Origin of the sequence: Gordonia sp. YY1 (genome assembly GCF_009872315.1) — a bacterium.
Classification (GTDB): Bacteria; Actinomycetota; Actinomycetes; order Mycobacteriales; family Mycobacteriaceae; genus Gordonia; species Gordonia amicalis.
In genome coordinates, this window is sequence record NZ_WXYI01000003.1 from 256112 (window position 1) to 282161 (window position 26050).

The 26050-nt window shown below is 68.2% G+C and carries 5 protein-coding genes (1 of these 5 only partly in view); all 5 read right to left on the reverse strand.

Features of this window, described 5'->3' with window-relative positions:
• Positions 1-14129 carry the 5' end (the start) of a non-ribosomal peptide synthase/polyketide synthase gene (locus BPODLACK_RS06365; protein ID WP_159404919.1) on the reverse strand. The gene continues 25942 nt to the left of window position 1, outside the view, so the window shows 14129 of its 40071 coding nt (coding positions 1-14129); its start codon is at positions 14127-14129; its stop codon lies beyond the left edge, outside the window.
• Positions 14126-22261: an amino acid adenylation domain-containing protein gene (locus BPODLACK_RS06370; protein WP_159404920.1), complete on the reverse strand. Its 8136-nt coding sequence runs from the start codon at positions 22259-22261 to the stop codon at positions 14126-14128. Before BPODLACK_RS06370 ends, BPODLACK_RS06365 begins: the two co-directional genes overlap by 4 nt.
• 334 nt (positions 22262-22595) lie before the next feature.
• Positions 22596-23459 carry an ABC transporter permease gene (locus BPODLACK_RS06375; RefSeq protein ID WP_024499488.1) on the reverse strand — a complete coding sequence of 288 codons (864 nt, stop codon included), beginning with the start codon at positions 23457-23459 and terminating at the stop codon, positions 22596-22598.
• On the reverse strand, positions 23456-24271 hold the full coding sequence (locus BPODLACK_RS06380; RefSeq protein ID WP_024497695.1) for an ABC transporter permease: 816 nt from the start codon (positions 24269-24271) through the stop codon (positions 23456-23458). Before BPODLACK_RS06380 ends, BPODLACK_RS06375 begins: the two co-directional genes overlap by 4 nt.
• Before the next feature lie 38 nt (positions 24272-24309).
• A complete protein-coding gene (locus BPODLACK_RS06385; RefSeq protein ID WP_024497694.1) occupies positions 24310-25770 on the reverse strand; it encodes an ATP-binding cassette domain-containing protein in 1461 nt (486 codons plus the stop codon).
• Positions 25771-26050 lie beyond the last annotated feature (280 nt).

A 26050-nucleotide genomic window follows, 5' to 3' on the forward strand; every position in this document is an offset into this window, starting at 1 on the left:
GTGGTCCGCACCTCGGCGACGAGGTCGTCGAAACTCATCTTCGGGTCGATGTGCGACCGCAGGACGAGCGTGTTGACGAACATGCCGACGAGCGGATCGAGTTCGCGCTGGCCACGACCGGCGATCGGAGTCGCCACCGCGATGTCCTCGGTCGCCGAGAGGCGCGACAGGAGCACGGCGAGCGCCGCGTGCACGACCATGAACGCGGTCACCCCGCGCTCGGCGCGGAGCGCCTCGACGGCAGCGGTCACGTCGGCCGGGATCTGCAGGCCGACCTGTGCGCCGATGTGTGAGGCGACCGCGGGTCGCGGCCGGTCCGCCGGGAGGTCGATCACCTCGGGGAGACCGGCGAGCTGTCCGGTCCAGTAGCTGAGCTGCCGGCCGATGATCGACGAGGCGTCCGAGGGGTCGCCGAGGACGGCGTGCTGCCAGATCGCGTAGTCGGCGAATTGCACCGCCAGCGGCGCGAACTGAGGTTCTCCACCCGAGCGGCGGGCCTGATACGCGGTGATGACATCGGCCACCAGCGGCGCCAGCGACTCACCGTCGGCACCGATGTGGTGGATGACGATCGCCAGCACGGACTCGGTGTCGGAGATCTGCCACAGTCGCACGCGCATCGGCCACTGTGCCGTGACATCGAAGCCGGTGGCGGCGGCCGTCTCGAGGTCGGCCGCGGAGTCGACGATCGCCCAGTCGAGGCGGTCGGCGACGGAGTCCGCCGGGTGGATCAGCTGATACGCCACGCCGGCATCGTCCGGGAAGGTGGTCCGCAGGACCTCGTGCCGGATGACGACGTCGGTGAACGCGGCGCGCAGCGCCTCGATGTCGAGCGGACCGGTCAGCCGCAGGACCGCCGGGATGTTGTAGGCAACCGACTCGGGCTGGAAGCGGTTGATGAACCAGATACGACTCTGCGCGAACGACAACGGGATCCGGTCGGGACGAGGCGAGGCCGCGACGACCGGTGGCAGGCTGGCGCCACGTCCGGCGACCGCAAGCACGAGATCACGGACCGAGGGCGACTCGAACACGTCACGCACCGACACCTCGGCACCGAGCGCATCGGCGGCCCGGGAGGCCAGACGGGTGGCCGACAACGAATTGCCGCCCAGGTCGAAGAAGCTCGTGGTCACGCCGATCTCATCGAGGCCGAGGACCTCGGCGAAGACCTGTGCGACGGTCGTCTCCTCCGGAGTTGCCGGGGCCACCACCTCGTCGACGACCGCCCCCGTCTCGGGAATCGGTAACGCGTTCCGGTCGAGCTTGCCGTTCGCGGTCAACGGCAGGGCGCCGATGCCGACGATCTGGTCGGGCACCATGTACGCCGGCACCGATCGGCCGGCGATACGACGGACCTCGGCGGCGTCGACCGGCTCGCCGGCCTCGACATCGTGAACCAGGTAGCCGATGAGTTGTTCACCGCGGCCGGGGATCTCGACGACCCGTGCAGCCGCCGCACTCACCCCGGGCACCGCCAGCAGGGCAGCCTCGATCTCACCGAACTCGATGCGGTAGCCGCGCAACTGCACCTGCGCGTCGCCACGGCCGAGGTATTCGATGTCGCCGGCGACGCGGCGTGCGAGGTCGCCGGTGCGGTACATCCGCGTCCCGGCTTCACCGTAGGGAGACGCGACGAAACGGGTGGCGGAGAGACCGGCGCGCTTCAGGTAGCTCTGTGCCAACTGGCCACCGGTCACGTACATCTCGCCGACGACGCCCTCCGGCACCGGCCGGAGGCGGTCGTCGAGCACGTGGATGCCCAGCGAGGCCAGCGGACGTCCGATGAAGCTCGCGTCGTCGGCGGCCACCGATGCCGGATCCAGCGGACGGAAACTGACATGCACCGTCGTCTCGGTGATGCCGTACATGTTGACCAACTGTGTGGTCTCGGCCGGATGGTCGTCGAACCAGCGCCGGACCTGCTCGAAGCTGAGGGCCTCACCACCGAAGACGATGTAGCGCAACGACAGTGCCACCGGTCGACGCCGGCGCGCTTCGGCCAGCTGATAGAACGCCGACGGAGTCTGACTCAGGACCGTGACCTGCTCGCGCACGAGGAGTTCCAGGAACTCCTCCGGGGAACGGGCCAGGTCGCGGTCGACGAGGACCAGACGGCCACCGGTCAGCAGCGGACCCCACAGTTCCCAAACGGAGAAGTCGAACGCGTACGAGTGGAACAGCGTCCACACATCGGTCTCGTCGAACCTGAAATCACCTGCGGCGGTGTCCATCAGGGTCACCACGTCGCGATGAGTGATCTCCACGCCCTTGGGGCGCCCGGTCGAGCCGGAGGTGTAGATCACGTACGCCCGGGACTCGGGAAGCACCGAAACCGGGGCCGGGCGCCCACCGGCTCCCTCGGCCGCCAGTTCGGCCACCGAGACCACCGGCGTCGTCTCCAGCTGTGACCACAGCTCGAAGTCCACGGTGGAGTCGTCGATGATCACCGCACTCGGCGCAGCGTCGGTGACGATGAAGTGCAGGCGGTCGACCGGGTTGGTGGTGTCCAGCGGCAGATAGCCCGCACCACAACGCAACACACCGAGAATCGAGGTGACGAGATCCACCGACCGGGACGGCGCCACCGCCACCAGATCGCCCGGACGGACACCACGCGCCTGAAGAGCAGTCGCGATCTCGGCCGAACGCACGTCGAGCTCGGCGTAGTCCACGGTCGAGACCGTGTCGGTCACCGCCGGACGCCGGCCGAACGCGGCGACACTGCGGGCGAACAACTCGGCCAACGACGAATCGGTGTTGCGGGTACGCGTCTGCGGCGGGGTGAGGCCGCGCCGGTACTCCTCCTCGTCGAGAAGCGTGATCGAACCGACCTCGACCGACGGGTCGGCGACCACGGCGGACAGGATCCGGATCAGAGCCTGCGCGTAGACATCGACCTGACGGTCGGTGAAGGCGGCGGGAAGGTATTTGAGCTTCAGCTCGAACCGGTCCCCGATGACTCCGGTGACCAGGTTGAGCGGGTAGTGCGTCGAGTCGCTCGCCTGGAGGTCTTCGACGCCGATGCCGCCGGCGTCGGCGCCCTGTTTGAGCGACTGCGCGTCCACGGGATACGACTCGTGGACCGTCAGGGTGTCGAACAGCTGCCCGCGTCCCACGAGCGCGGTCAGCTCCGGTAGACCCAGATGCTGGTGGTCGAGAACCTTGACCTTGGCAGCCTGCATGGCCGACAGGACCTGCGCGGCGGTCGCGTTCGGATCGACGTCCGCCACCGCGGGCAGGGTGTTGATGAACAGACCCACCATGGTCTCGACCCCGTCGAGATCTGCCGGGCGTCCGGAGACGGTCTCACCGAAGACCACGGCACGCTGACCGGTGATCCGCGACAGCAGAACCGCCCACGCGAACTGCATGACGGTCGACACGGTCACGCCGCTCGCCCGGGTGAGGTCCTCGATGGCTGCGGTCAGCTCCGGCGAGAGCATCGTGCTGGCGTCGCGCGGCAGCTGATCGGTGGTCGCCTCGCGACCGGCGCCGACCAGTGTCGGCTCCTCGACGATCTCGAGGACCGACCGCCATGCGGCGAGGCCGGCCTCGGTGTCGGAGGCCGCGATGTGGCGCAGGTAGTCGAGGTAGTCGCCCTCGCTACCCGACTGCGCCGCAACGGTTCCGGTGTAGGTCTGGCCGGTCGCGTACAGCGCGAACAGGTCGGCGAGGATCAGCGGGCTCGACCAGCCGTCGATGAGGATGTGATGACTGGTGACCACGAGGGTCGAGGTATCGCCACGACGCACGAGCACGAACCGCATGAGCGGTCCGGACTCGAGGTCGAACGGCACGCCGCGCTCGGACTCGGCGACAGCCTCGACCCCGTCCGTGGCGGTCGAGTCGAGATCGACGATGCGCCAGGGGATGTCGACGGTCTCGGGTACCACAGCGACGACCTCGCCGCTCGGGACGCGGACGAAGCTCGACCGCAGGACGCGGTGGTGTGCGAACACCTCGCGCACGGCATCGGACAGGCGCTGCGCGTCGACCTCGCCCCTCAGGGTGAGCACGGCCTGCGCCGTGTACACGTCCACCGCACCGGCATCACGGCCCGCCGCGGCGAGCTCGGCCTGGAACTGGAGGCCGCGCTGCAGCGGCGACAACGGCCAGACATCGGCGCCCGGGAATCGGCGCGCGAGCGTGTCGAGGTCGTCCTGGGTGAGGCGGGCACCCACGACGTCGGACGGCGACAGTCCGGGGTCGCCCACGCGCGCGATCTCGGCGACCACGTCGGCGAGTTCGGCGTCCCAGAGCTGTGCCAGATCGGCTACTGCCTCGACATCGAGAACCGCACGCGGGAAGGAGAATCCGGCCACGAACTCGCGGCCCTGCGCCGACACGGTGGTGCCGGCATTGATGCTGAGGACGTTGGGCGCCACCATCGCCCCGGTCACCGTGCCGGGCAGACGGGGCGCGGCCGGATCGGGCAGGAAGGCGAGTCCCGCGACGTCACTCTCGGCGCCGACCGCGTCGGCGCCGGTCCCGGCGACGTTGCCCAGATAGTTGAACCCGATACTCGGCAACGGGCGCCGTGACAGTTCGGTGCCGGCGTAGCGCAACAGCCCGTAGCCGATGCCGTTGTCGGGCTGGCCGACCCGTTCTTCCTTGGCGGCCTTCACAGTTCGGATGGCGGTGCCGTGGACGTCGACGGCCACCGGCGCGATGGTGGTGAACCATCCCACCGTGCGGGAGAGGTCCACCGATCGGGCGCCGGGCCCGTGGAGCAACGCTTCCTCGTAGCGCCCGTGACCTTCGAGCATGATGGTCACCGGCTGATCGTCGGCGATACCCCGGGCCTTCTGCCACGCCCGGACGGCGCGCGCGAGAGCGCCGACGAGGGCGTCGTTGACGTTTCCGCGGAACGCGGTGGGAACGGTCGTGAGCAACGCCTCGGTGACCGAGGAGTCGACCGTGTGCACATAGGTCTCGGTGGTCGACATCCGGTCACGGGCGCGATCGAGTTCTCCGCCGAGATCGGTCGCCGTGCGTGGCGAGCGGGCAAGCCAGTAGCCGAGTTCGACTGTGCGGTCGGCACCCTGGGCGTCCAGCGCCGCGACGAATGCGCGCGCCGACGTCCCCTCGGGCCGCAGTTCGTAGGGGACGCCGCTGTTGCGCTGAGCCCAGGCGGTGAGCAGGTCCTCGATGATCACCCGCCACGAGACGGCGTCGACACCGAGGTGGTGGATCACGACGACGAGTCGTCGGTGTCCGTCGGGGTCGGCGACCAGAACTGCCGAGACCAGCTGTCCGCGCGTGGGATCCAGACGACGCGAGGCCTCCTCGAAGGCCTCCACGAGGACCTCCTCGAAGCCGGCTTCGCCGATGCGGACCGGACTCGTGCGCCCGGTCACCGCGGCGGCGTCGAGCGGTGCCACGCCTGTGCGCAGGGCCCACGCACCCGGTTCGTCGCCGGGTTCGACGGCTGCGCCGAGCATCGGGTGAGCCGCGACGACCTGCGCGAGGAGCTCAGCCGCGACGTCGGCGGTCAGCTCGTCCGGTGCGGTCAGGACCATCGACTGGGAGAAATCGGCGAAATCCTCGACACGATCGGTGAGCTCGAGCGCCCAGGAGACCACCGGGGGCACGACCATCGGTCCGGTCCCGCCGCCGGGCAGTTCCTCGAGCGCCGGGACCCGATCGGTCCGGCTGCCGATCGCGCGGGCAATGCCGCGAACGGTCTTGTGCTCGAAGATGTCTCGCGGCGTGACCTCGATGCCCGCCGCGCGGGCGCCCGAGGCGACCTGGATCGACATGATCGAGTCGCCACCCAGGGCGAAGAAGGAATCGGTGACGCTGATCCGCTCGAGCCCGAGAAGGCCGGCGATGATCGCGGCGAGCTGCTGTTCGGTCGGCGTCTCGGGTTCGACGTGATCGGATTCGACGTCGATGGTGGGTGCGGGCAGGGCCCGGCGATCCAGCTTGCCGACCGGGGTCAGCGGGAGCTCGTCGAGGACACCGATGCTGGCAGGCACCATGAACAACGGCAGGCGTGCCGCGAGATGGTCACGCAGCGAGCCGAGTTCGACCTCGGATGCGAGCACGACGTAGGCCGCGAGCGCCGACACCACGGACTGTCCGCTCGACGCCAGCTGACCGTCTGCCCCGACTCCGACGACGACCGCGGAGGCGACCGCGGGATGATCGGTCAGTGCGCTCTCGATCTCACCGAGTTCGATACGCAGGCCACGGAGCTTGATCTGGTCGTCGCTTCGTCCGACATAGTCCACCGACAGCGTGCCGTCGGCATCGACGACCCAGCGCACGACATCGCCGGTGCGGTACATCCGGTCGCCGGGTGTCCCGAACGGGTTCGCGACGAAACGTTCGGCGGTGAGTCCCGGGCGGTTGAGATAACCCTGCGCGAGAGCGGGTCCGCTGACGTAGAGCTCACCCGCGACACCGACGGGCACGGTGTGCAGCCGGGAATCGAGGACGAGGAGGTCGATTCCGTCGATGGGCGGCCCGATGAGGACCGGTTCATCGGACCGCATCGGCGCACCGATGGTGACGCCGATGGTGGTCTCGGTCGGACCGTAGAGGTTCTGGAACCGCATCAGCGGCGCCCACCGCTCACGAAGGGACTCCGGCACCGCCTCGCCGCCGGCGTAGACGGTGTACAGGTCCGGCAGTTCGGCCGGGTCCAGGGACGCGAGCACCGTGGGCGTCAGGAAGGTGTGCGTGATGTGCTGTTCACGCATGAACTCCTGAAGTGGCGCACCCGCCACCGCATCCCGGTGGCGGTAGATGACCGACGCGCCTGCGGTGAAGGCCAGCAGGTACTCCAGGACGAAGGCGTCGAAGCTCGGCGACGCGAAGCCGAGCACCCGTGAGGCCTCGACGATCCCCGACCGCTTGGCCGCCTCGACCCCGAAGTTGCGGAGTCCGCCGTGGGTGACCGTGACGCCCTTGGGGAGACCGGTCGACCCGGACGTGTAGATGACGTAGGCGGTGTCGGCCACGTCGATGCGCGCCCCGCGTTCGGCGTCGGCGATGGTCGTATCCGAGTGCCGGGCAACGCTTGTCACGACATCCGGGGCGTCGAGGTAGGTCCATTCGCCACCGAATGCCTCGACGTCGGCGGCGCCGGACACGGTGAGCCCGACCCCTGCGCCGGAGTCGGTCATCATGTGGGTGACGCGGTCCGCCGGGTAATCGGGGTCGATCGGCACGTAACCGGCCCCGGTCTTGGTGACGGCCCAAATGGCGACCATCAGGTCGACCGAGCGCGGGATCACCAGCGCGACAAGACTTCCGCGGCCGATGCCGCGCGCGAGCAGATACCTTGCGAGACGGTTGGATTCGGCGTCGAGTTCCCCGTAGGTGAGTGCACGGTCGAGATCACCGACCGCCAGGTTCTCCGGGACACGCGCGGCGGTCTCGGCGAACAGATGGGCGAGCGGCAGCGCCGGGGCCGCGGGGACGCGACCCACCGGGGCGAGCTGTGCGTGCTCGGCGGGGTCGAGGAGTGCGACATCACCGACGGCGACGTCCACGTCGGCGACCAGCGCATGGAGCAGCATCGCGTAACGCGCCATCATGCGTTCGACGGTGGTCGCGTCGAACAGGTCCTCGGCGTAGTTGGCGCGGCCGATCCACACTCCGCCTCGGCCACCACGGAGTCCGACCGTGAGGTCGACCTTCGCCGAGGTCTCCGGGGTGTCGACCAGTTCGACGGCGAGATCGTCGATGTCGGCCAGCAGTGCCGACGGTTCGGTGACCTCGGGATCGAAGGTGAGCAGGATCTGGGTGAGGGGCGCGAAGGCCTCCGAACGGACCGGTGCCACGGCGTCGACGACAGCCTCGAAAGGCGCATCCGCGTGTGCAAAGGCGTCGAGGTCCACGACCCGGACGGCGTCGAGCAACTCGGCGAACCGGGCGTCCGCGTCGACCGCGGTCCGCAGGACCAGCGTGTTGACGAACATGCCGACGAGCGGATCGAGCGCGGCGTCGCCGCGTCCCGCGATCGGGGTGCCGATCGCGATGTCGTCGGTGGACGACAGACGCGCGAACAGCACGGCGAGCGCCGCGTGGACGACCATGAACTCGGTGACGCCACGCTCGGCGGCCACCTTCCGCACGAGTTCGGCGGTGGCGGCTGGGATCTCGAATTCGACCTCGGCACCCCGCATCGATGCGACGTGCGGCCGGGGACGGTCGGTGGGCAGAGCCAGGACGTCGGGCAATCCGGCAAGCTGGGTACGCCAGTAGTTGAGTTGCGCCGCGACCCGGGACTCCGGATCCGACACCAGACCCAGCTCACGCCGCTGCCAGAGGGCGACGTCGGCGAACTGCACGTCGAGTTCGTCGAAGTGTGGTGCGCGACCCTGGGAACGGGCCACATAGGCGGTCACGACATCGGTCACCAGCGGACGCATCGACTCGCCGTCGCCGGCGATGTGGTGCAGGACGATCAGGACGATGTGCTCGAGGTCGTCGACGCGGTGGACGCGAACGCGAATCGGCCGTTCGACGGTGACGTCGAAACCGGTTGCGGCGGCGACGAACAGATCTGACTCGGCATCGACCGTCGCCCAGTCCAGATCGGCTGCGGCAGTGGTGGCGTCACCGATGACCTGGCGCGGTGATCCCTCGACCGACGGGAAGACCGTGCGGAGCACCTCCTGGCGTTCCACCAGATCGACCATCGCCGAGCGCAGCGCGGCCAGGTCGAGCTTGCCCCGCAACCGCAGGGCGATCGGGATGTTGTAGGCCGGCGAGCTGGTGTCGAACTGGTTGATGAACCAGATCCGTTGCTGCGCATAGGACAGCGGGATCTCGTCGGGACGAGGGCGCACCGCCGTGACCGGTGGCAGACCGGGGACCCGGCCGGCCACGCGCTGGGCGAGTTCGCGCACACTGGGCGCTTCGAACAGGTCGCGGACGCTGACCTCGACACCGAGGGCGGCACCAGCTCGGGCGGCGACGCGCATGGCGGCGAGGGAGTTGCCGCCGAGGTCGAAGAACGATTCGACCACGGAGACCTCGGGCACCCCGAGAACCTCCGCCACCACGGCGGCGATGGCACGTTCGGCGGGGGTCGCCGGCTCGACGATCTCGGCCTCACTCACCACCGGCGCGGGCAGGGACAGTCGGTCGACCTTGCCGGAGGCATTGCGCGGCAGGTCCTCGAGAACCATCCACAGGCTCGGGCGCAGGTGTGCGAGAAGACGTTCGGTGGCGTACGCGCGCACCTCGTCGGTGTCGGGAGCGGTACCGGGATGACCCACGAGGTAGGCCACGAGCGCGTCGCCTGCTCCGGTGGCCACGACCGCGGCAACGGCCTGCACCACGCCCGGCGCCGCGCCGAGCACGGCCTCGATCTCGCCGAGTTCGATTCGCTGACCGTGGATCTTGACCTGGAAGTCGCTTCGGCCGAGGTACTCGATCTCGCCGTCCGACCGCCAGCGCGCGAGGTCGCCCGTGCGGTAGAGCCGCGCGCCGGCCGGGCCGGTCGGATCGGCCACGAAGGACGCGGAGGTCAGTCCGGGCGCAGACGCGTAACCGCGCGCCGTCTGGACGCCGCCGAGGTACAGCTCGCCGGCCACACGCGGCGGGACCGGACGTAGACGGGAGTCGAGGATGCGGGCCGTGAGACCGGGCGCGGGACGGCCGATCGTGACGACGTCCACCGGTCCGGAGAACGTGCGGACCGTCGCGTCGACGGTCATCTCGGTGGGACCGTACTGATTGACGATCACCGCACGCGGTGCCGCGGCGAGAGTCTGCTGGGTCAGTGCCGGGGTCAGCGCCTCACCACCGGTGAAGACCTGGCGCACCGACTGCAGAGAGGCAGGGGCGTCGAAGGTCTCGTCGAGGAAGACGGCGAGCAGCGAGGGGACGAACTGGACGCTGGTCACCTGCTGGTCGGCGATCACGCGGGCCAGGTGCGCCGGGTCCCGGTGACCGTCCGGGGCGGCGAGAACTGCTCGCGCGCCGGCGATGAAGGGCCAGAACAACTCCCACACCGAGGCATCGAAGGTGTACGGCGTCTTGACGAGCACACGTTCCTGCGCGGGATCGCCGACGTGCGCCCCGAACCAGCCCAGCATCGCGTTCAGGCCGCGGTGGGTCACGGTGACACCCTTGGGTCGCCCGGTCGAGCCGGAGGTGAACAACGTGTAGGCCGGGCTGTCGAGGTGCGGCGCCGCGCGCCGCCGAGCGGCGGCGGGGGCCGGTTCCGACGCCGCGAGGGACACGGGGTCGACGGTGATGACGGTGACGGTGTCATCGAGATCGGCGACCACGGCGGGCGCCTCGCTCGCGACCACCATGATCTCCGCGCCCGACATCGCGAGCTGGTGACGGACGACGTCCGCCGGTGCCTCGGGATCGACGGGCACGTGGTGTCCACCGGCGAGCACGCTGCCGTGGACGGCGACGAGCATCTCGACCGAACGCGGAACACAAACGGCGACAGCCACATCGGGGCCGACACCGGCGTCGGTCAGGATGTCGGCGAAGGCGTTCACCAACGCGCCGTACTCGGCGAAGTTCAGTTCACGACCGCCGTCGTGGACGGCGACCCGGGTCGCGTTCGTCACGAACGACTCGGCCAGGGCCTCCGCGACGGTGCGGACCGGGACCTCGAGTCGCGGTCCGGTCGTCCACGATTCGAGCAGCTGCGATTCGGCGCTCGTGACGAGGTGGATGTCGCCCACGACCGCGCCCGGCCGGGCGGTCAGTTCGTCGAGGACACGCACGAACCGGTCGGCGAAACCGCGAACCGAATCCGCGTCGTAGATGTCGGTGGCGTACACCACCGAACCCGTCCAGGTGTCGCCGTTGTCGGCGATCCCGACGGTGAGATCGACCTTCGCGGCGATGTCGTGCGGCTCGACCGGGGTGACGTGCAGTCCGCCGCTCTCCCCCACCGTCAAGGTCTCCGAGGCCAATTCGGCGATCGCGGACTGATCGAAGGACAGCCAGACCTGCGCCAGCGGTGCGTACGCCTCGGTGCGTACGGGATTGACCCGTTCGACGACGGCCTCGAACGGGATGTCCGCGTTGGCGAATGCCTCGAGATCGGTCCGGCGCACCTGGTCGAGCAACTGCTCGAAGGTCTGCCGTGCGTCGGTGTCGGTCCGGAGGATCAGCGTGTTGACGAACATGCCGACCATCGGGTCGAGGATCGACTGCCCACGGCCTGCGATCGGGGTGCCGACGGTGATGTCCTCGCCGGCCGACAGTTTGCTCAGCAGCACCGCCAGCGCCGCGTGGGCGACCATGAACGGGCTCGCACCGTGGTCACGGGCGATCCGCGAGACGCGCTCCGAGACCTCCTGCGGGACGACGAATTCGATACGGGCGCCGCGCAGTGAGGCGACGGCCGGACGCGGCCGGTCGGTCGGCAGGTCGAGGACATCGGGGGCGCCGTCGAGCTGGCGTGCCCAGTACTCCAACTGGGCACCGATCATCGACGTCTCGTCGGTGGCCGAACCGAGCACGTCCTGCTGCCACAGGGCGACATCGGCCATCTGCACCGGAAGCGGCGCGAACTGCGGCGGCGCACCGGCGACGCGCGCGGTGTACGCCGTGATCAGGTCCGTGACCAGTGGTGCGAGCGATTCGCCGTCGCAGGCGATGTGGTGGGCCACCAGACCCAGGACCGCCTCGGATTCCGACAACCGTGCCAGTCCTACTCGAACCGGCAGTTCGGCGACGAGATCGAATCCGGTCAGCATCAACTCCGGCAGGTCGCCCTCGGAGACCGATCGCCAGTCGAGCATCGCCTCCGCGGCGTCGGTGTCGTGTACCAGCTGATGGGCGTCACCATCGATCTCCGGGTACGTGGTCCGCAGCACCTCGTGACGCGCCATGACGTCGAGCAGTGCGCGCCGGAGCGCCTCGGCGTCGACGTCGCCGGACAACCGGAGCACCATCGGGATGTTGTAGGCAGGCGACGCCGGATCGAACCGGTTGATGAACCACATCCGTTGCTGGGCAAGGGAAAGCGGAATTCGCGCGGGGCGGTCGGCCACTGGCTCGATCGGGGGCAGTGCCGGCATCTTGGAGCCGGCGGCCTCCGCGAGGTCGCGGATGGTCGGTGCGTCGAACAGGTCGCGCACGGTCAGGTCGACGCCCAGCGACTCGGTGGCGCGGCCCACGATCCGGGCGGCGAGTAGCGAGTTGCCGCCGACGTCGAACACCGACTCGACGACGCTGATGTCCTCGAGTCCGAGAACATCGACGAAGATCTCCTTGAGAGCCGCTTCGGTGTCGTTCGCCGGTGCGATGAACTCCGTCGTCGCGGCAAGTCGGGGGCGTGGCAGCGACTTACGGTCCAGCTTGCCGTTCTGGGTCAGTGGTAGCCGCTCGAGCGACACCACCACATCCGGGACCATGTACTCGGGTACGGCGATGGCCACCCGGCGGCGAACCGCCTGCTCGTCGATCTCGACACCGGGTTCGGCGACCACGTAACCGGCGAGGATCTCGCCGCGCTCGGGCAGCTCGACGACGTGCGCGGCCGCCGCGGCGACACCCTCGACGCCGAGGAGTGCGGCCTCGATCTCGCCGTACTCGATACGGAACCCGCGCAGCTGCACCTGGGCGTCGCCGCGGCCGAGGTATTCGATGTCGTCGCCGACGCGGCGCGCGAGGTCGCCGGTGCGGTACATGCGGCTGCCCGTGGCAGCGGCATCCGCGAACGGGTTGGCGACGAAGCGGGTTGCGGTGAGCCCGTACCGTTCCCGGTAACCCTGTGCGAGCTGGTCACCGGTCACATAGATCTCACCGATGACCCCTTCGGGCACCGGGCGCAACCGTGAGTCGAGGATGTGGATCTCGAGATCGGACAGTGGACGGCCGATGAACGACGCATCTCCCGCCGACACCGATTCACGGTCGAGCGGCCGGTAGCTGACGTGCACCGTGGTCTCGGTGATGCCGTACATGTTGACCAGCTGGGCGCGGTCGTCCGGGTTGTCGTCGAACCAACGCCGTACCTGCTCGAAACTCAGTGCCTCGCCACCGAATACGACATAACGAAGATCGAGTTCGGCGCGACGGCGACGCTGTGCGGCGATGAGCTGGTAGAACGCCGAGGGCGTCTGGCTGAGCACGGTGACGCCGCGATCGACGAGCAGCTCCAGGAAGGCGTCGGGATCTCGGGTCGTGTCCTGGTCGACAACGACCACGTGACCGCCCGTGATCAAGGGTCCCCAGAGTTCCCACACCGAGAAATCGAAGGCGTAGCTGTGGAAGAGGGTCCACACATCCGTCTCACCGAACGTGAATTCCTCGGCCGCGGCCTTCATCAGGGCGACGACCTCGTGATGGGAGACGACGACGCCCTTGGGCCTACCCGTCGAGCCCGAGGTGTAGATCAGGTAGGCGGGCAGGCGGTCGTCGAGAACCGCGGGCGCGTCATCCCCCTCCGGTCCCCGCGGATTCGCGGCGACGATGTCGGCGGGTGCCGCGAACCGGGTGTCGATCTCGGCCCAGGTGTGCGCGATGTCCTCGTCGGCGAGCACCAGCAGAGGCTGCGCGTCGTCGACGATCGACGCGGCACGGGCGACCGGCTGCGATCGATCGAGCGGGAGGTAGGCCGCTCCGGTCTTCAGGATGGCCAGCAGGGCGACGACCAGTTCGGTCCGCCGGGCCAGTGCGACGCCGACGAGCTCGCCGGGAGCGGCGCCCGCCGCCCGCAGGCCGCGCGCCAGCTCGTCGGTGCGATCGTCGAGTTCGCGGTAGGTCAGCGGCGTCCCGGCGGAATCACTGACGGCCGGCCGGTCACCGTGCCGGGTGACGGCGGACCGGAACAGTCCGGTGATCGAACCGAGGTCGGGGCTGCCGACGAGTTCGAGAGCACGGGCGCGCATGCGCGCGACGGCGTGGCGGGTGGCGTCGGCGATGTCGGCCGGTGACCGTCCCGCAGCCGCCTCGGTCTGGGTGACGCCGGCACCGACCGCGGCCTCGGTGTCGAGACCCTGGGCGGCGAAGATCCCGGCCGTGGTCGACACACGGCTGTAGAGCTCACCGAAGGTGACCGGACCGGACGCCGACTCATAGGCAGTCTGAGCGGGCGCGACGCTGGCCGCGAAAGCGATCAGGTGAAGTGTCGAAGGCCGCGAGCCCCAGGTGAGAGAGATGTCAGAGGCTGTTGATTCGACATCGGTCACGTCTGGGTCATTCCTTCGGTCGGCGGAAAGGCATCGTTGCCGTGCGGAACGCCACCGCCGGCAAAGGACTCGATCGCATTCGCGGCGTTGGTGCGGAGCCCGGCGAGCACCTCACCGAGTGCATCCGGGGAGGACGCAGCCAGGCCGGGCATGAGGCTCATCAGTGCGGTGGCCAGCGCAGAATCCGGATCCGGGAGCGCGGCGGCCATGGCATCGCACATCGAGGACAGGACCGCGAAGGTCACCTCGGTGCCGCTGTGCGCAGCCGCCACGGCGTCGGGCGCGGCGACGGAGGCGCGGGCGACCAGGTCGGGCAGCGGGATGGTGGTCTCGGCGCGGACCGCCGACTGCGATGCAGCGTCTTCGTCAGCGGTGGCGATGGTGATGTCGCCGACCAGCGCCTGGGGATTCTCCGCGACCTCTTCGAGGACGCGCAGGTAGCGCTGGGCGTAGGTCTCGACGGTGCCCTTGGTGAAGACATCAGCCGCGTAGATCAACTGGCCCGTCATAGAATCAGTGTCCTTTGCTGCAGGTGCGCCGAAGTCGTCGGGGTACAACGTGAGCTGCAAGTCCACCTTGGCTGGGGTCAGCTGCTCGGATATCGGCGCGATCGTCATGTCGTGCATGTCGAGCCTGGGGATGGTGAAGTTCTGGTACGCGAACATCACCTGGTAGATCGGGTTGTAGCTGGTCGGGGGCGAATGAAGAACAGATGACACGATGGTATCGAATGCGATCTCGGCGTTCGCCATGTCCGCCAGGTCCTCGTCACGGACACGATGCAGGAGTTCGGCGAATTTCTCCTCGTCCTGCAGGCGCGTACGCAGGGCCAATGTGTTCACGAACATGCCGATCACACCGTCGAGTTCGGGCTGGCCGCGTCCCGCGAACGGAGTACCGATCACGATGTCGCGCTGGGTGGTGAGACGACTCAGAAGGACCACCAGTGCGGTCTGCATCACCATGAACAGGGTGGCGTTGTTGTGCCGGGCGACCGTGTCGAGTTTGCGGACCAGCGCGCCGTCGATCTCGAAGCGCACCTCGCCGCCGCTGAAGGACGGCGTGCGGGGTCGGGCGTGGTCGGTCGGTAGCTCGAGTCGGGCGGGCGCGTTCCGTAGGCGATCGACCCAGTACGCGAGCTGCCGGTCGGCTTCGGTGGTGTCGTCGGGACCCATGACCGCGAGCGACTCGAGCTGCCAGAGCGTGTAGTCGAGGTACTGGACCTCGAGCGGAGCCCAGCCGGGCCGCTGCCCGGCCACGCGGGCCGAGTACGCCGTCATCACGTCACCGGCCAGCGGCAGCATCGACGCACCGTCGGCGGAGATGTGGTGGACGACGAACACGAGGATGTGCTCCTCGGCGGTCAACCGGAGCAGCACCATCCGCAGCGGCGGCGCCGCCGTCACGTCGAATCCACGACCGGTGAATTCGGCGATCACCGGGATCGGGTCACCCTCGACGTCGACGACACTCCGTTCGAGCAGTTCGAGGGCCGCGCTCGTCTCGAGGACCACCTGCATGGGTTCGCCGTCGACCAGCGGGTACCTGGTGCGCAGCGACTCGTGACGCTCGACGAGGTCCTCGATCGCCGCACGGATCGCAGTCGTGTCGAGCCGCCCAGACAGACGCAGAGCCATCGCCACGTTGTACGCAGGCGAGGCGGGGTCGGCGCGGTTGATCAGCCACATGCCCCGCTGCACCGGCGACAACGGCGCGGTGTGGCCGCCGTGCCGAGGTGCGAGCCGCGGACGGCGAGACGGCGCGCCGTGTTCGGCGAAGGCGGCCATCTGACGTACCGACGGGGCGTCGAAGACCGCGACGACCGGGATCTCGACCTGGAGTTCCGACGACACCCGCGCGGCCACCTTGGTGGCGGACAGCGAGTTGCCGCCGAGGTCGAAGAACGATTCGGTGACGCTGATCTGATCCACGCCGAGGACATCGGCGAAGACGTCGGCGATCGCGTGTTCGGTGTCGGTGGCCGGGGGCACGAACTCGGCGGCCTCGATCACCGGCTCCGGCAACGCCTTGCGGTCGACCTTGCCCGCGGAGTTCAGCGGCATCTGCGCCAGCGGCATCCAGATCGTCGGCACCATGTACTCCGGCACCAACCCGGTCAGATGAGCTTGCGCGACATCCGGTTCCACGGTGTCGGGCGAGTAATAGGCGACCAGACTCTGACCGGCCCGGAGGTCGGCCACGGTCGCAGCCGCATGCACGATGGCCGGAACCGACATGAGGGCGGCCTCGATCTCGCCGAGCTCCAGACGCTGACCGCGCAACTTGACCTGGAAGTCGTTGCGCCCGAGGTACTCGATACCGCCCGCGGAGTTCCACCTCACCAGGTCGCCGGTGCGGTAGAGCCGGTCGCCGGGTTCGCCGAACGGGTCCGCGACGAAGCGCTCGGCGGTCAGCCGGCCCTGGGCCGCGTAGCCGCGCGCGAGTTGCACGCCGCCGAGATACAGCTCGCCCGGGACGCCGACGGGCACGGGACGCAGGTGAGAGTCGAGGATCCGGGTGGTCGTGTTCCACACGGGCCGCCCGATCGGGACCGTGGTCTCCCCCGGCGCGACGGTGTGTTCGGTGACGTCGACCGCAGCCTCGGTGGGCCCGTAGAGGTTGTGGAGTCCGATCTCGGGGAGCGCCGCGATCACGGCCTGCGCGGTCGTCACCGTCAGCGCCTCACCCGAGGTGAACATGAGTCGCAGCGTCGTGAGGTCCGCGAGGGCGTCGCCGAGGACGTCGACGAACGTCGACAGCATCGACGGAACGAAGTGAACCGTGGTGACCCGGTGCCGGTCGATGAGGTCGGCCAGGTATCGGGGATCGCCGTGCCGCCCGGGTTCGGCGATCACGAGTCGAGCGCCGGTCATCAACGGCCAGAACAGTTCCCACACCGAGACGTCGAAGGTGACCGGCGTCTTCTGGAGTACCGTGTCCGCCGCTGACAGCGGATGTCCGTCGTGCATCCAGGCCAACCGGTTCACCAGCGCCTCGTGTGAGACCGTCACCCCCTTGGGCCGACCGGTGGAGCCCGAGGTGAAGAGCGTGTAGACGGCATGGTCGGGACGCAGGACTCCCGGGCGTTCGGACGCGGAGAGCGGTGGGGTCGACAGGTCGACATCGGCGTCGGCGTCCACGGTCACGACGTTCACCCGGTTGCCGAGGTCGGCCACCATCGACGGGAGTACCCCGGGACCGACGACGATCACCTCTGCCCCGGCGGTCGCCACCATGTACTCACCGCGCTCGATCGGTGCCTCGGTATCGATCGGGACATAGTGACCACCCGCCGCGGCGATCGCATGGATGGCCACGAGCAACTCCACCGAGCGCGGAACACACACCGCGACTGCGACATCCGGGCCGACACCGGCAGAGATCAACGAACGGGCGAGGACCGCGACGCGGGCGCCGAACTCGCCGTAGGTCACCGTCCGGTCACCGAAGACCAGAGCGGGCGCATCCGGCGCGGCGCGGACCTGATCGGCCACGGCGTCCGGGATCAGTTGCGGCGACACCTCGACCGACGGGCCGGCCGACCACTCCTCGACGCGGGCCAGTTCACTCGCGGGGAAACGGAACACGTCGGCGACCCGCGCCGAGGCGGTGGCCTCCTGTGAGCCGGCCAAGGCATCGAGAACCTCGTGGAAGTAGCGGGCGAATCGTTCGATCGTCGTGCGGTCGAAGAGATCCTCGGCGTACGTGAAGCTGATCGAGACCTTGTCCGCGTGAGGACCGCTGTCGCCGAAATCGACCACACTCAGCGAGAGGTCGTACTTGGCGAACGGGGTACGTGCGTCGATCAGGTCGAGTTCGGGTTCGGAGTCGAGCAGCTGCTCGACCTGGTCGTGCTGGAGCACCAGCTCGACCTGGAACAGGGGTGAATGCGACCGGGACCGGCGCGCGCCGACGGCGTCTACGACCAGTTCGAACGGGACGTCGGCGTTGCTCAGCGCCTGGGCCCGGGTGTGATGGGCCGACCGCAGCAGTTCCGCGATGGTCGCATCCGGGTCGATACGGGTCCGCAACACCACGGTGTTCACGAACATGCCGATGAGATCGGCGAGTTCGGGTTCGTCGCGACCCGCGATCGCGGTGCCGATGGCGATGTCCCGGGTGTCGGAGACGCGCGACAGCAGCAGTGCGAGGGCGGCGTGGAAGACCGCGAAGATGGTGACCTCGGACTCGGCGGCGACTGCGCGGAGTCGCGCCACCGTCCGGGCGTCGAGCCAGGTGTCGAAGTGCCCGCCCGCGCCGGTGGGCACGGTCGGCCGGGGACGGTCCGCCGGCAAGCTGATGAGCTCCGGCATTCCGTGCAGTTCATTGCGCCAGAACGCGATCTGCTGTCCGGCGAGTGACGACGTGTCGCTCTCGTCCCCCAGCAACTCACGCTGCCACAGGGTGAAATCGGCGTACTGCACGGGAAGCGGCGACCACACCGGCTCGACGCCGTGTGCGCGCGCGAAGTACGCGGAGAGCACATCCTTGATGAGCGGCCCCAGCGACGCACCGTCACTGATGATGTGGTGCATCACCAGCACCAGGACATGGTCGGGCTGCCCGTCCTCGTCGATCGTTCGGAGCAGGCGTACCCGGACCGGATAGTCGACGGCGAGATCGAAACCTGCCGATGCCAGTTCGTGGATGGCGGCGTCGACCGCGGACGGTTCCACCTCGTCGACCCCGAACAGACCGGCGGCCGCGGCCTCGGCGACCGGGTGGATCAGCTGGAAGGTCTCGCCGTCGTGGTCCGGGAATGTGGTACGCAGCGGCTCGTGTCTGGCGACCACGTTCGCGATCGCCGCCGACAGCGCATCGGCATCCACCTCGCGCCCGAGCCGGACGGCACCGGGAACGTTGTATGCGCCACTGGCCGGATCGAGCCGGTTGATGAACCAGACACGATTCTGGGGATAGGACAACGGAATTCGGTCCGGACGGGGCATCGGGGCCAGTTGCCGAACCTGAGCGGCGGCACCCTCGAGCGGCTTGGCCGCCGCGATCAGCGCGCCGACGTCGCGGCTCTCGAAGATGTCGGTGAGACTCACCCCGACGCGACCGACGGTGCGCAGCCGGGATGCCAGACGGGCCGCAACCAGAGAGTCGGCGCCAAGGGTGAAGATGTTGTCGCGCAGGCCGATTCGGTCGACCCCGAGGAGTTCCTCGATCAGTCCGACGACCTTGACCTCGAGCGGGGTCGACGGCGGGACGTAGGGGGTGTCCTCGCTGCGTCCGACCACCGGGGTCGGTAGTGCCTTCCGGTCCAACTTGCCCGAGCTGTTCACCGGGAACCGATCGAGTACGACGACTCCGGCCGGCACCATGTGCGAGGGCAGACGCCGACGGCACCATTCGAGCGCGTCGGCATCCTCGACCCCGTCCGAACCAGCGGTGACGTACGCCACCAGCATGGGCGCGCTCGACAGATCCGTGCGAGCCACGACCACGGCGCCCTCGACGGCCGGCATCTGGCACAGGACCGCCTCGATCTCGCCGAGCTCGACACGCTGACCGCGGATCTTGACCTGGAAGTCGGACCGGCCCAGGTATTCCAGTTCGCCGTCGTGGCTCCACCGTACGAGGTCACCGGTCCGGTACATGAGGTGACCGCGCTTGGGTGAATACGGATTGGCAACGAATCTGGATGCGGTCAGGTCGGGGCGGCGCACGTAGCCCGACGCGAGCTGACAGCCCGCGAGATACAACTCGCCCGCAACACCCTTGGGCACCGGTCGAAGTGCTGAATCGAGCACGTACACATCGGAGTTCGCCACCGGAGTGCCGATCGGCACGGTCGGATCGGAAGCAGCGACGACATGCTCGGTGATGTCCACCGCCGCCTCGGTGGGGCCGTAGAGGTTGACCAGCTTCGCGTCGGACTGTTCGAGGACACGATCGGCGAGCTGGCGGCCGAGCGCTTCTCCGGAGGTGAAGATCTGCCGGACGGATTCCCCGAAGGCACGACTGCGTCCGGCGGCGTGGGCGACGTCGACGTAGGCGTGCAGCATCGACGGCACGAAGTGCAGCACACTGATCCGGCGATCCTCGATGAGCCGGGAGAGGTAGTCGGGGTCCCGGTGGCCACCGGGATCGGCGATCACCATCGATGCGCCGATCTGCAGCGGCCACAGGAGTTCCCAGACGGATACATCGAAGGTGAACGGCGTCTTGTAGAGCACGACGTCAGCGGGTGAGATCGGGTGGTTGCGTTGCATCCAGGCCAGGCGGTTGATGACCGCCTCGGCGCGCACCTCGACCCCCTTGGGGGTTCCGGTGGAACCGGAGGTGAAGATCACATAGGCCGGCATGTCCGGCACCTTCGGGCGCGACACCGGACCACTCGGGCGACCGGGCACTCCGCTGCCGGCGTCGAAGCCGACCCGCTCCAGATACTCCTCGTCGATCACGAGAGCCGGCTGGGCGGTGTCGACGATGTGCCAGCGCCGTTCGTCGGGCTGGGTCGGGTCCACCGGAACATAGGCCGCACCGGCAGTCATCACGGCGTAGATCGAACTCACCTGCGCCACACCACGATCCAGCGCGACGACAACCCGGTCACCGGGACGCACACCGTCGGCGATCAACTGGTGGGCCAGCTGATTTCGCAGCACGTCGAAGTCACGGTAGGTCCATTGCCGATCACCGGAGACCAGCGCGACCGCGTCGGGCACCTCGAGTGCGCGAGCGGCGAAGGCGTCGAGTACGTCGCCGTCCAGGGGCCAGTCCACGCGCTCCCCCGTGCCCATGCGGAGCAACGCGGTGCCCTCACCGGGCAGCAGCAACTCGATGTCGGCGACGCGCGCGTCGACATCGTCGATGAAGCGCCGCAGGAAGGCGAGGAAATGCCGGTGATGAGCGGCCATCTGCGCCGAGCTGTACAGATGCGGATTGCCGTGCAGGTCGACGACCAGAGGCGCACCGGGGCTGGACTGGTACAGGTTGATCAGCAGGTCTTCGAGAATGCCGGACGTGAGAATCCGGTACTCCATCGAGGTGCCGTCGATCGCGACGTCATCATCGAAGAAGACCATGTTGATGGTCGGACCGAAGGAGACCGAACTCCCGTCGAGACCGGCATCCCGGCGGATGTCGTCGGAACGATACCGCTGGTGGCGCAGCGCGCCCGTCAGTTCGAGCTGCGCAGATCGGATGAGGTCGCGAGCGGAGTGCTGGGAGACGTCACGCAGGCGAATCGGGAGGATGTTGGACAGCATGCCGCCCGCCGCCTTGATCTTCGCGGTCGCGCGGCCGGTCACCGGCAGGCTCATGACGATGTCGTCGGTCCCCGCCATACGGGACAGGAAGGCCCCGAAGGCCGCGGTCAGCACCACCGCGATCGAGCTGTTGAGGTCAGTGGCGATCGCTTCGAGCCGCGCTTGCAGCGCCGGCGCGAGCTCGTCGCCGACGACGACGTTGTCGAAGGACAGCGGCGCGGACGGGACGGATGTGGACAAGGTGACCCGTTCGGGCAGATCGGTCACCCGCTCCAGCCAGTGCTCACGGTCCGTGTCGCGACGTGAGCTGGTGCGGTAGGCGTCCTCGTACGCGACGATGTCGGCCATCGTGGCCGGCAGCTTGTCGTGCGGCTGCTCGCCGCGTCGAAGCGCGTTGTAGCGGTCGACGGTGCGTCGCATGATGGACAGCGCCGCGTAGCCGTCGATGATGATGTGGTGCGCGCGGTTGTACCAGAAGGTGCGATCGTCGGCGACCTTGATGATCGTGATGACGATGTACTGATCGATCAGCAGGTCGACCGGACGGCGGTACTCCTGCTGCATCCACGCCAGGGCCGCAGCTTCGGGGTCTGGCTCATGACGCAAGTCGAGGATGTCGACCTGCTGGTCGAAATCCAGATCGACGTACTGAACCGGAACGCCGTCGACTTCGGCCAGTCGGACGTACGGCGACTCGACCAGTTTGCCGACCTCGACGCAGCAACGGGCGAGCAGGTCGTAGTCGAGCGCACCGGACTCGTGCCGGATGTCGACGTACTGGGCGATGTTCACCGAATAGTCGGAGGAAAGCGACTCGGCAAACCACATGCCGCGCTGCGCCGCAGTGAGAGGAAGGACGTCGTCTGTCCCATCCACGTCACCCGACGTATTCACGCGGAAATTGGCGATTGCCACGTCCTCTGACCACTCCTTCGCTAGTCCTGCCCTCGGTGAAGAACCTCACGACACGCGCGTTGGTGATCCTTCAGATGTGCAATCCAGTTGGTTCGGGCAAGTACTTCATCCTATTTCACATTGAGGAGCATGCCACGTGCGGGAGCAACGACACGGCCGTCGTATTTAATCGTGGCAGCTAGACGTCTCGTTACGCCGAAACGTCGGTTCGACGACGTACCCGATGTGTTGTCTACCCGATTCCCTTCGAGGGCACTCACAGCGAGCTTTTATTCATGATCACAAATCCCCGATCGGATCATAGTTAATACGTCGGATTCCGGTTACGCCCCTTTCACCTGTCGCGCGCCGCCTTGCGGTAACCGCGTAGTGCCGGATAGATCGACAGTGAGATGATCAGCACCGTCCAGATCGCGACCTTGACGAGGCTCTCGGTGAGCGGACCACCGGCCGCGAGGCTACGCATGGCGTCGATCGCCGGGGTCATCGGCTGATTGGCCACGATCGGCTGCAACCAGGTGGGATACGCCTCGACCGGGGAGAATCCCGAGTTGAAGAACATCAGGAGACTCGAGAAGAGCCCGAGGTACGGCACCAGAGGAGCACCAGGACCGGCGTTGACCGCCAGAGCCAGGGTCATGCAGGCGAACGCCGCGCCGTAGGCCATCGCCACCAGGACCAGGCCGATCGCCGGTCCAACGCCCTGCGTAAAACGGAACCCGATGAGGTGTCCGGCCAGCAGCAGGGCGATCGTCGTCCCCAGGATACGGATCATCTCCGACGCCACCCGTGAGGTCAGATCGGCGGCCCGGTTGATCGGCAGGACGTACAACCGGGCGAGCAGGCCGGTCGATCGTTCCCGGTTGAGGCGTGTCGCGGAGGCAATCGACCCGAACATGGCCGCGACCAGGACCACGAGCGGAACCGTCCGGTAGGCACTGTTCTGGCCGGTCGCCGATCCGATGGCGTCGCCGAGGACCACCTTGAACATCACCATGCTCAGCGCCGGGAAGATCAGCGACTGGAGGAGCGTCGGGTAGTCGCGGACGTAGACCATCACCTGGCGTCCGGTCAGGGGCTTGCTGTGCTCCCACCAGCCGCGTATCGACGACTCCGGCACGGGCGAGGTCGTTGGAGCCTGCACATACGGGTGCGCAGCTGTCCCGTGCTCGAGCTCGGCTTCGGGTGCTGTCGTCATGATCGGAGCTTTCGGTTGCCGAGGATGAGCAGCACAACCGCCGCCGCTGCGAGTGCGGCACACCACCACAGCGAGGGACGCACGAGCTCCCAGGTGGCCGTCCCACTGTCGAAGGCGCGCATGGCAGTGGTCAGCTGCGAGATCGGTTGGTTCCGGGCGAAGGGCTGGATCCACTCGGGAAACTGGGTGATCGGGACGAACCCGGTCGACAGCATTCCCAGGATCAGCGTGGGCAACGCCATCGCCTGGCTCGTCGCCTCCGGCGATCCCGCGACGAGCCCGATCCCGTCGGCGAGCAGTGCGAACATCAGGCCAACGAGGGCGACGAGCCCGACCAGCGCGAGCGTCCCCGTCACACCTCCTTCCGGCCGCCAGCCGATGAGCAGGCAGGCCACCGCCCCGCAGACCAGGGAGATCGCCAGCAGCATCGCATTCGTGGCAGTACGGGCGAGCATCGGCACCGCAGCCGGCATCGGCAGGACACGGAACCGGGTGTTGATGCCCTGCGCACCGTCGAACGCGGAACGCATGGCGGCCGACGACGCGGCGAAGCTCACCGACTGCAAGATGATGATCGGCATGAGGAACTGGCCGTAGTTCATGCCCGGCGTCGCGTCCATGATGCTCTTGAGGGGCAGGTAGAAGCACACCGCCAGGAACATCGGGGAGATGAACGCGAAGATCACCTCACCGTTGCGGAAGACCTTGGACACCCCGCGACCGGTCAGCGCCCACCACTGCTGCACCGGCCGGCTCTGCGCTTCGAGCTGACCCGCCAACCGCGGCGCCTCGACCGAGTCGGACGGCCGCATCGGATCTCCGGAGCGCTGCTCCGTCGTCACGCCTGCGCTCACGTCGTCGGTCTCCGATCCCGCCGGGGATCGGTGAGAGCGAGGAACACCTCGTCGAGTGACGGACGTCGCAAAGCGATGTCCGACAACGGGATGCCCGCCGCAGCGGTCCGCTGGATCACGTCGACCAGCGTCTCCGGCCCGCGCGGGGCGGGCACCGCGACCATGTGGTCGTACTCGTCGGATACCGCGCCCGCCGGGATCAGGTCGGCGAGCACCTCACGCAGGCGGGGCAGGTCTGCGGTGAGCTGTGGGGTGACCTCGCAATACGCTGCACCGATCGAGTCCTTGAGCTCGTCGGACGTGCCCTCGGCCACCACCCGGCCCTTGTCGATGACGACGATGTTGTCGGCGAGTGTGTCCGCCTCCTCCAGATACTGCGTCGTCAGCAGGATCGTGACGCCCGATGAGCGCAACTTCTCGACAAGCGACCACACCTCCTGTCGACTGCGCGGATCGAGGCCGGTGGTGGGTTCGTCGAGGAACACCACCTTGGGCGCGGTGACGAGTCCACAGGCGATGTCGATGCGGCGGCGCATGCCGCCGGAGTATTTGCCGACCTTCTTGGCGCCCGCGTCGAGGAGCGAGAAGGTGTCGAGCAACTCATCGGCGCGGGCTCGCGCGGCCGACTTGGACAGGCCGAGCAGACGACCGAACAGGATGAGGTTCTCGCGGCCCGTCAGCGACTCGTCGAGAGCGGCGAACTGACCGGTCAACATGATCGACTTGCGCACCGCCGGCGCCTCGGACACGACGTCGTGCCCGTGCACCGTCGCAGATCCGCCGTCTGGTTTGAGAAGGGTGCACAGCATGTTGACGGTCGTCGTCTTGCCGGCACCGTTGGGCCCGAGGATGGCGACGATGCTCCCCGGCTGGACGGTGAAGCTGACGTCCTCCACCGCGACGGTGTCCTTGAAACGCTTGTGGAGGCTCCTGACCTCGATCGCTGGGGCGGCGCCGCCCGCGGCGAACGGCGCGGTCCGACCCGGGGCGTCGGACTCGGCGGCCCGGTCTGCCCCGGCGACCACCGCCATGCTCTCGGTGACTGCTGAGTCACTCACCGAGCTATCGGGAGCTGCCGGTCCCTCGAAATCTGCGGCCACGGGACCTCTCTCCGACGTCTGCCATTCCGGAATCGTGATCGCGGAAGACTGCCGAGCCTGCCGATCGTAGGGGGCGTCCTCGAACCGGGGAGCATCTCCGTTCCAACCGGGCTCCGCATACGGCGAAGGCGACTCCGTCTCGGACGGCACGGGCTCCGCGGCGTCAGCCGGATCATCCGGCGTCGGCGAGTGGCCGTTGTGGTCAGCACTCGGCTCTTCCCGTTCCGCACGCCAGCGCCGCAATTTCTCCTCGACAGGGTCCGGCATCTCGAACGGGTCGACTCCGGCCTCGGATCCGGCGTCACGTCGGCGATGCCGTGGCTCTTGTGCGGCGACGCGCTCTGTGGCCTCGGGCATGGCTTCCTATCTTTGCACGGACATCACGGCGAACTCTGTCACCAGACTAGCGTTCGCAGACCCTTCGGCGAGAGACCGCGTACTGCTGTTCAATGACACCGATCTTCATCGGTCGGCGGCCGCGAGAAGTTAGCCAGAACGCACTCCAACGCATCTGACCTGGGGAAACACACGTTTCCCGAAGACGCGGTGGATCACTCCGAGCACGGTTGGCGCGCAACGTCTCGGCGTACCGCTCGGGGGATTTCGCCTGCCCACCCCGGCGTGCCCTCCCCGGGAT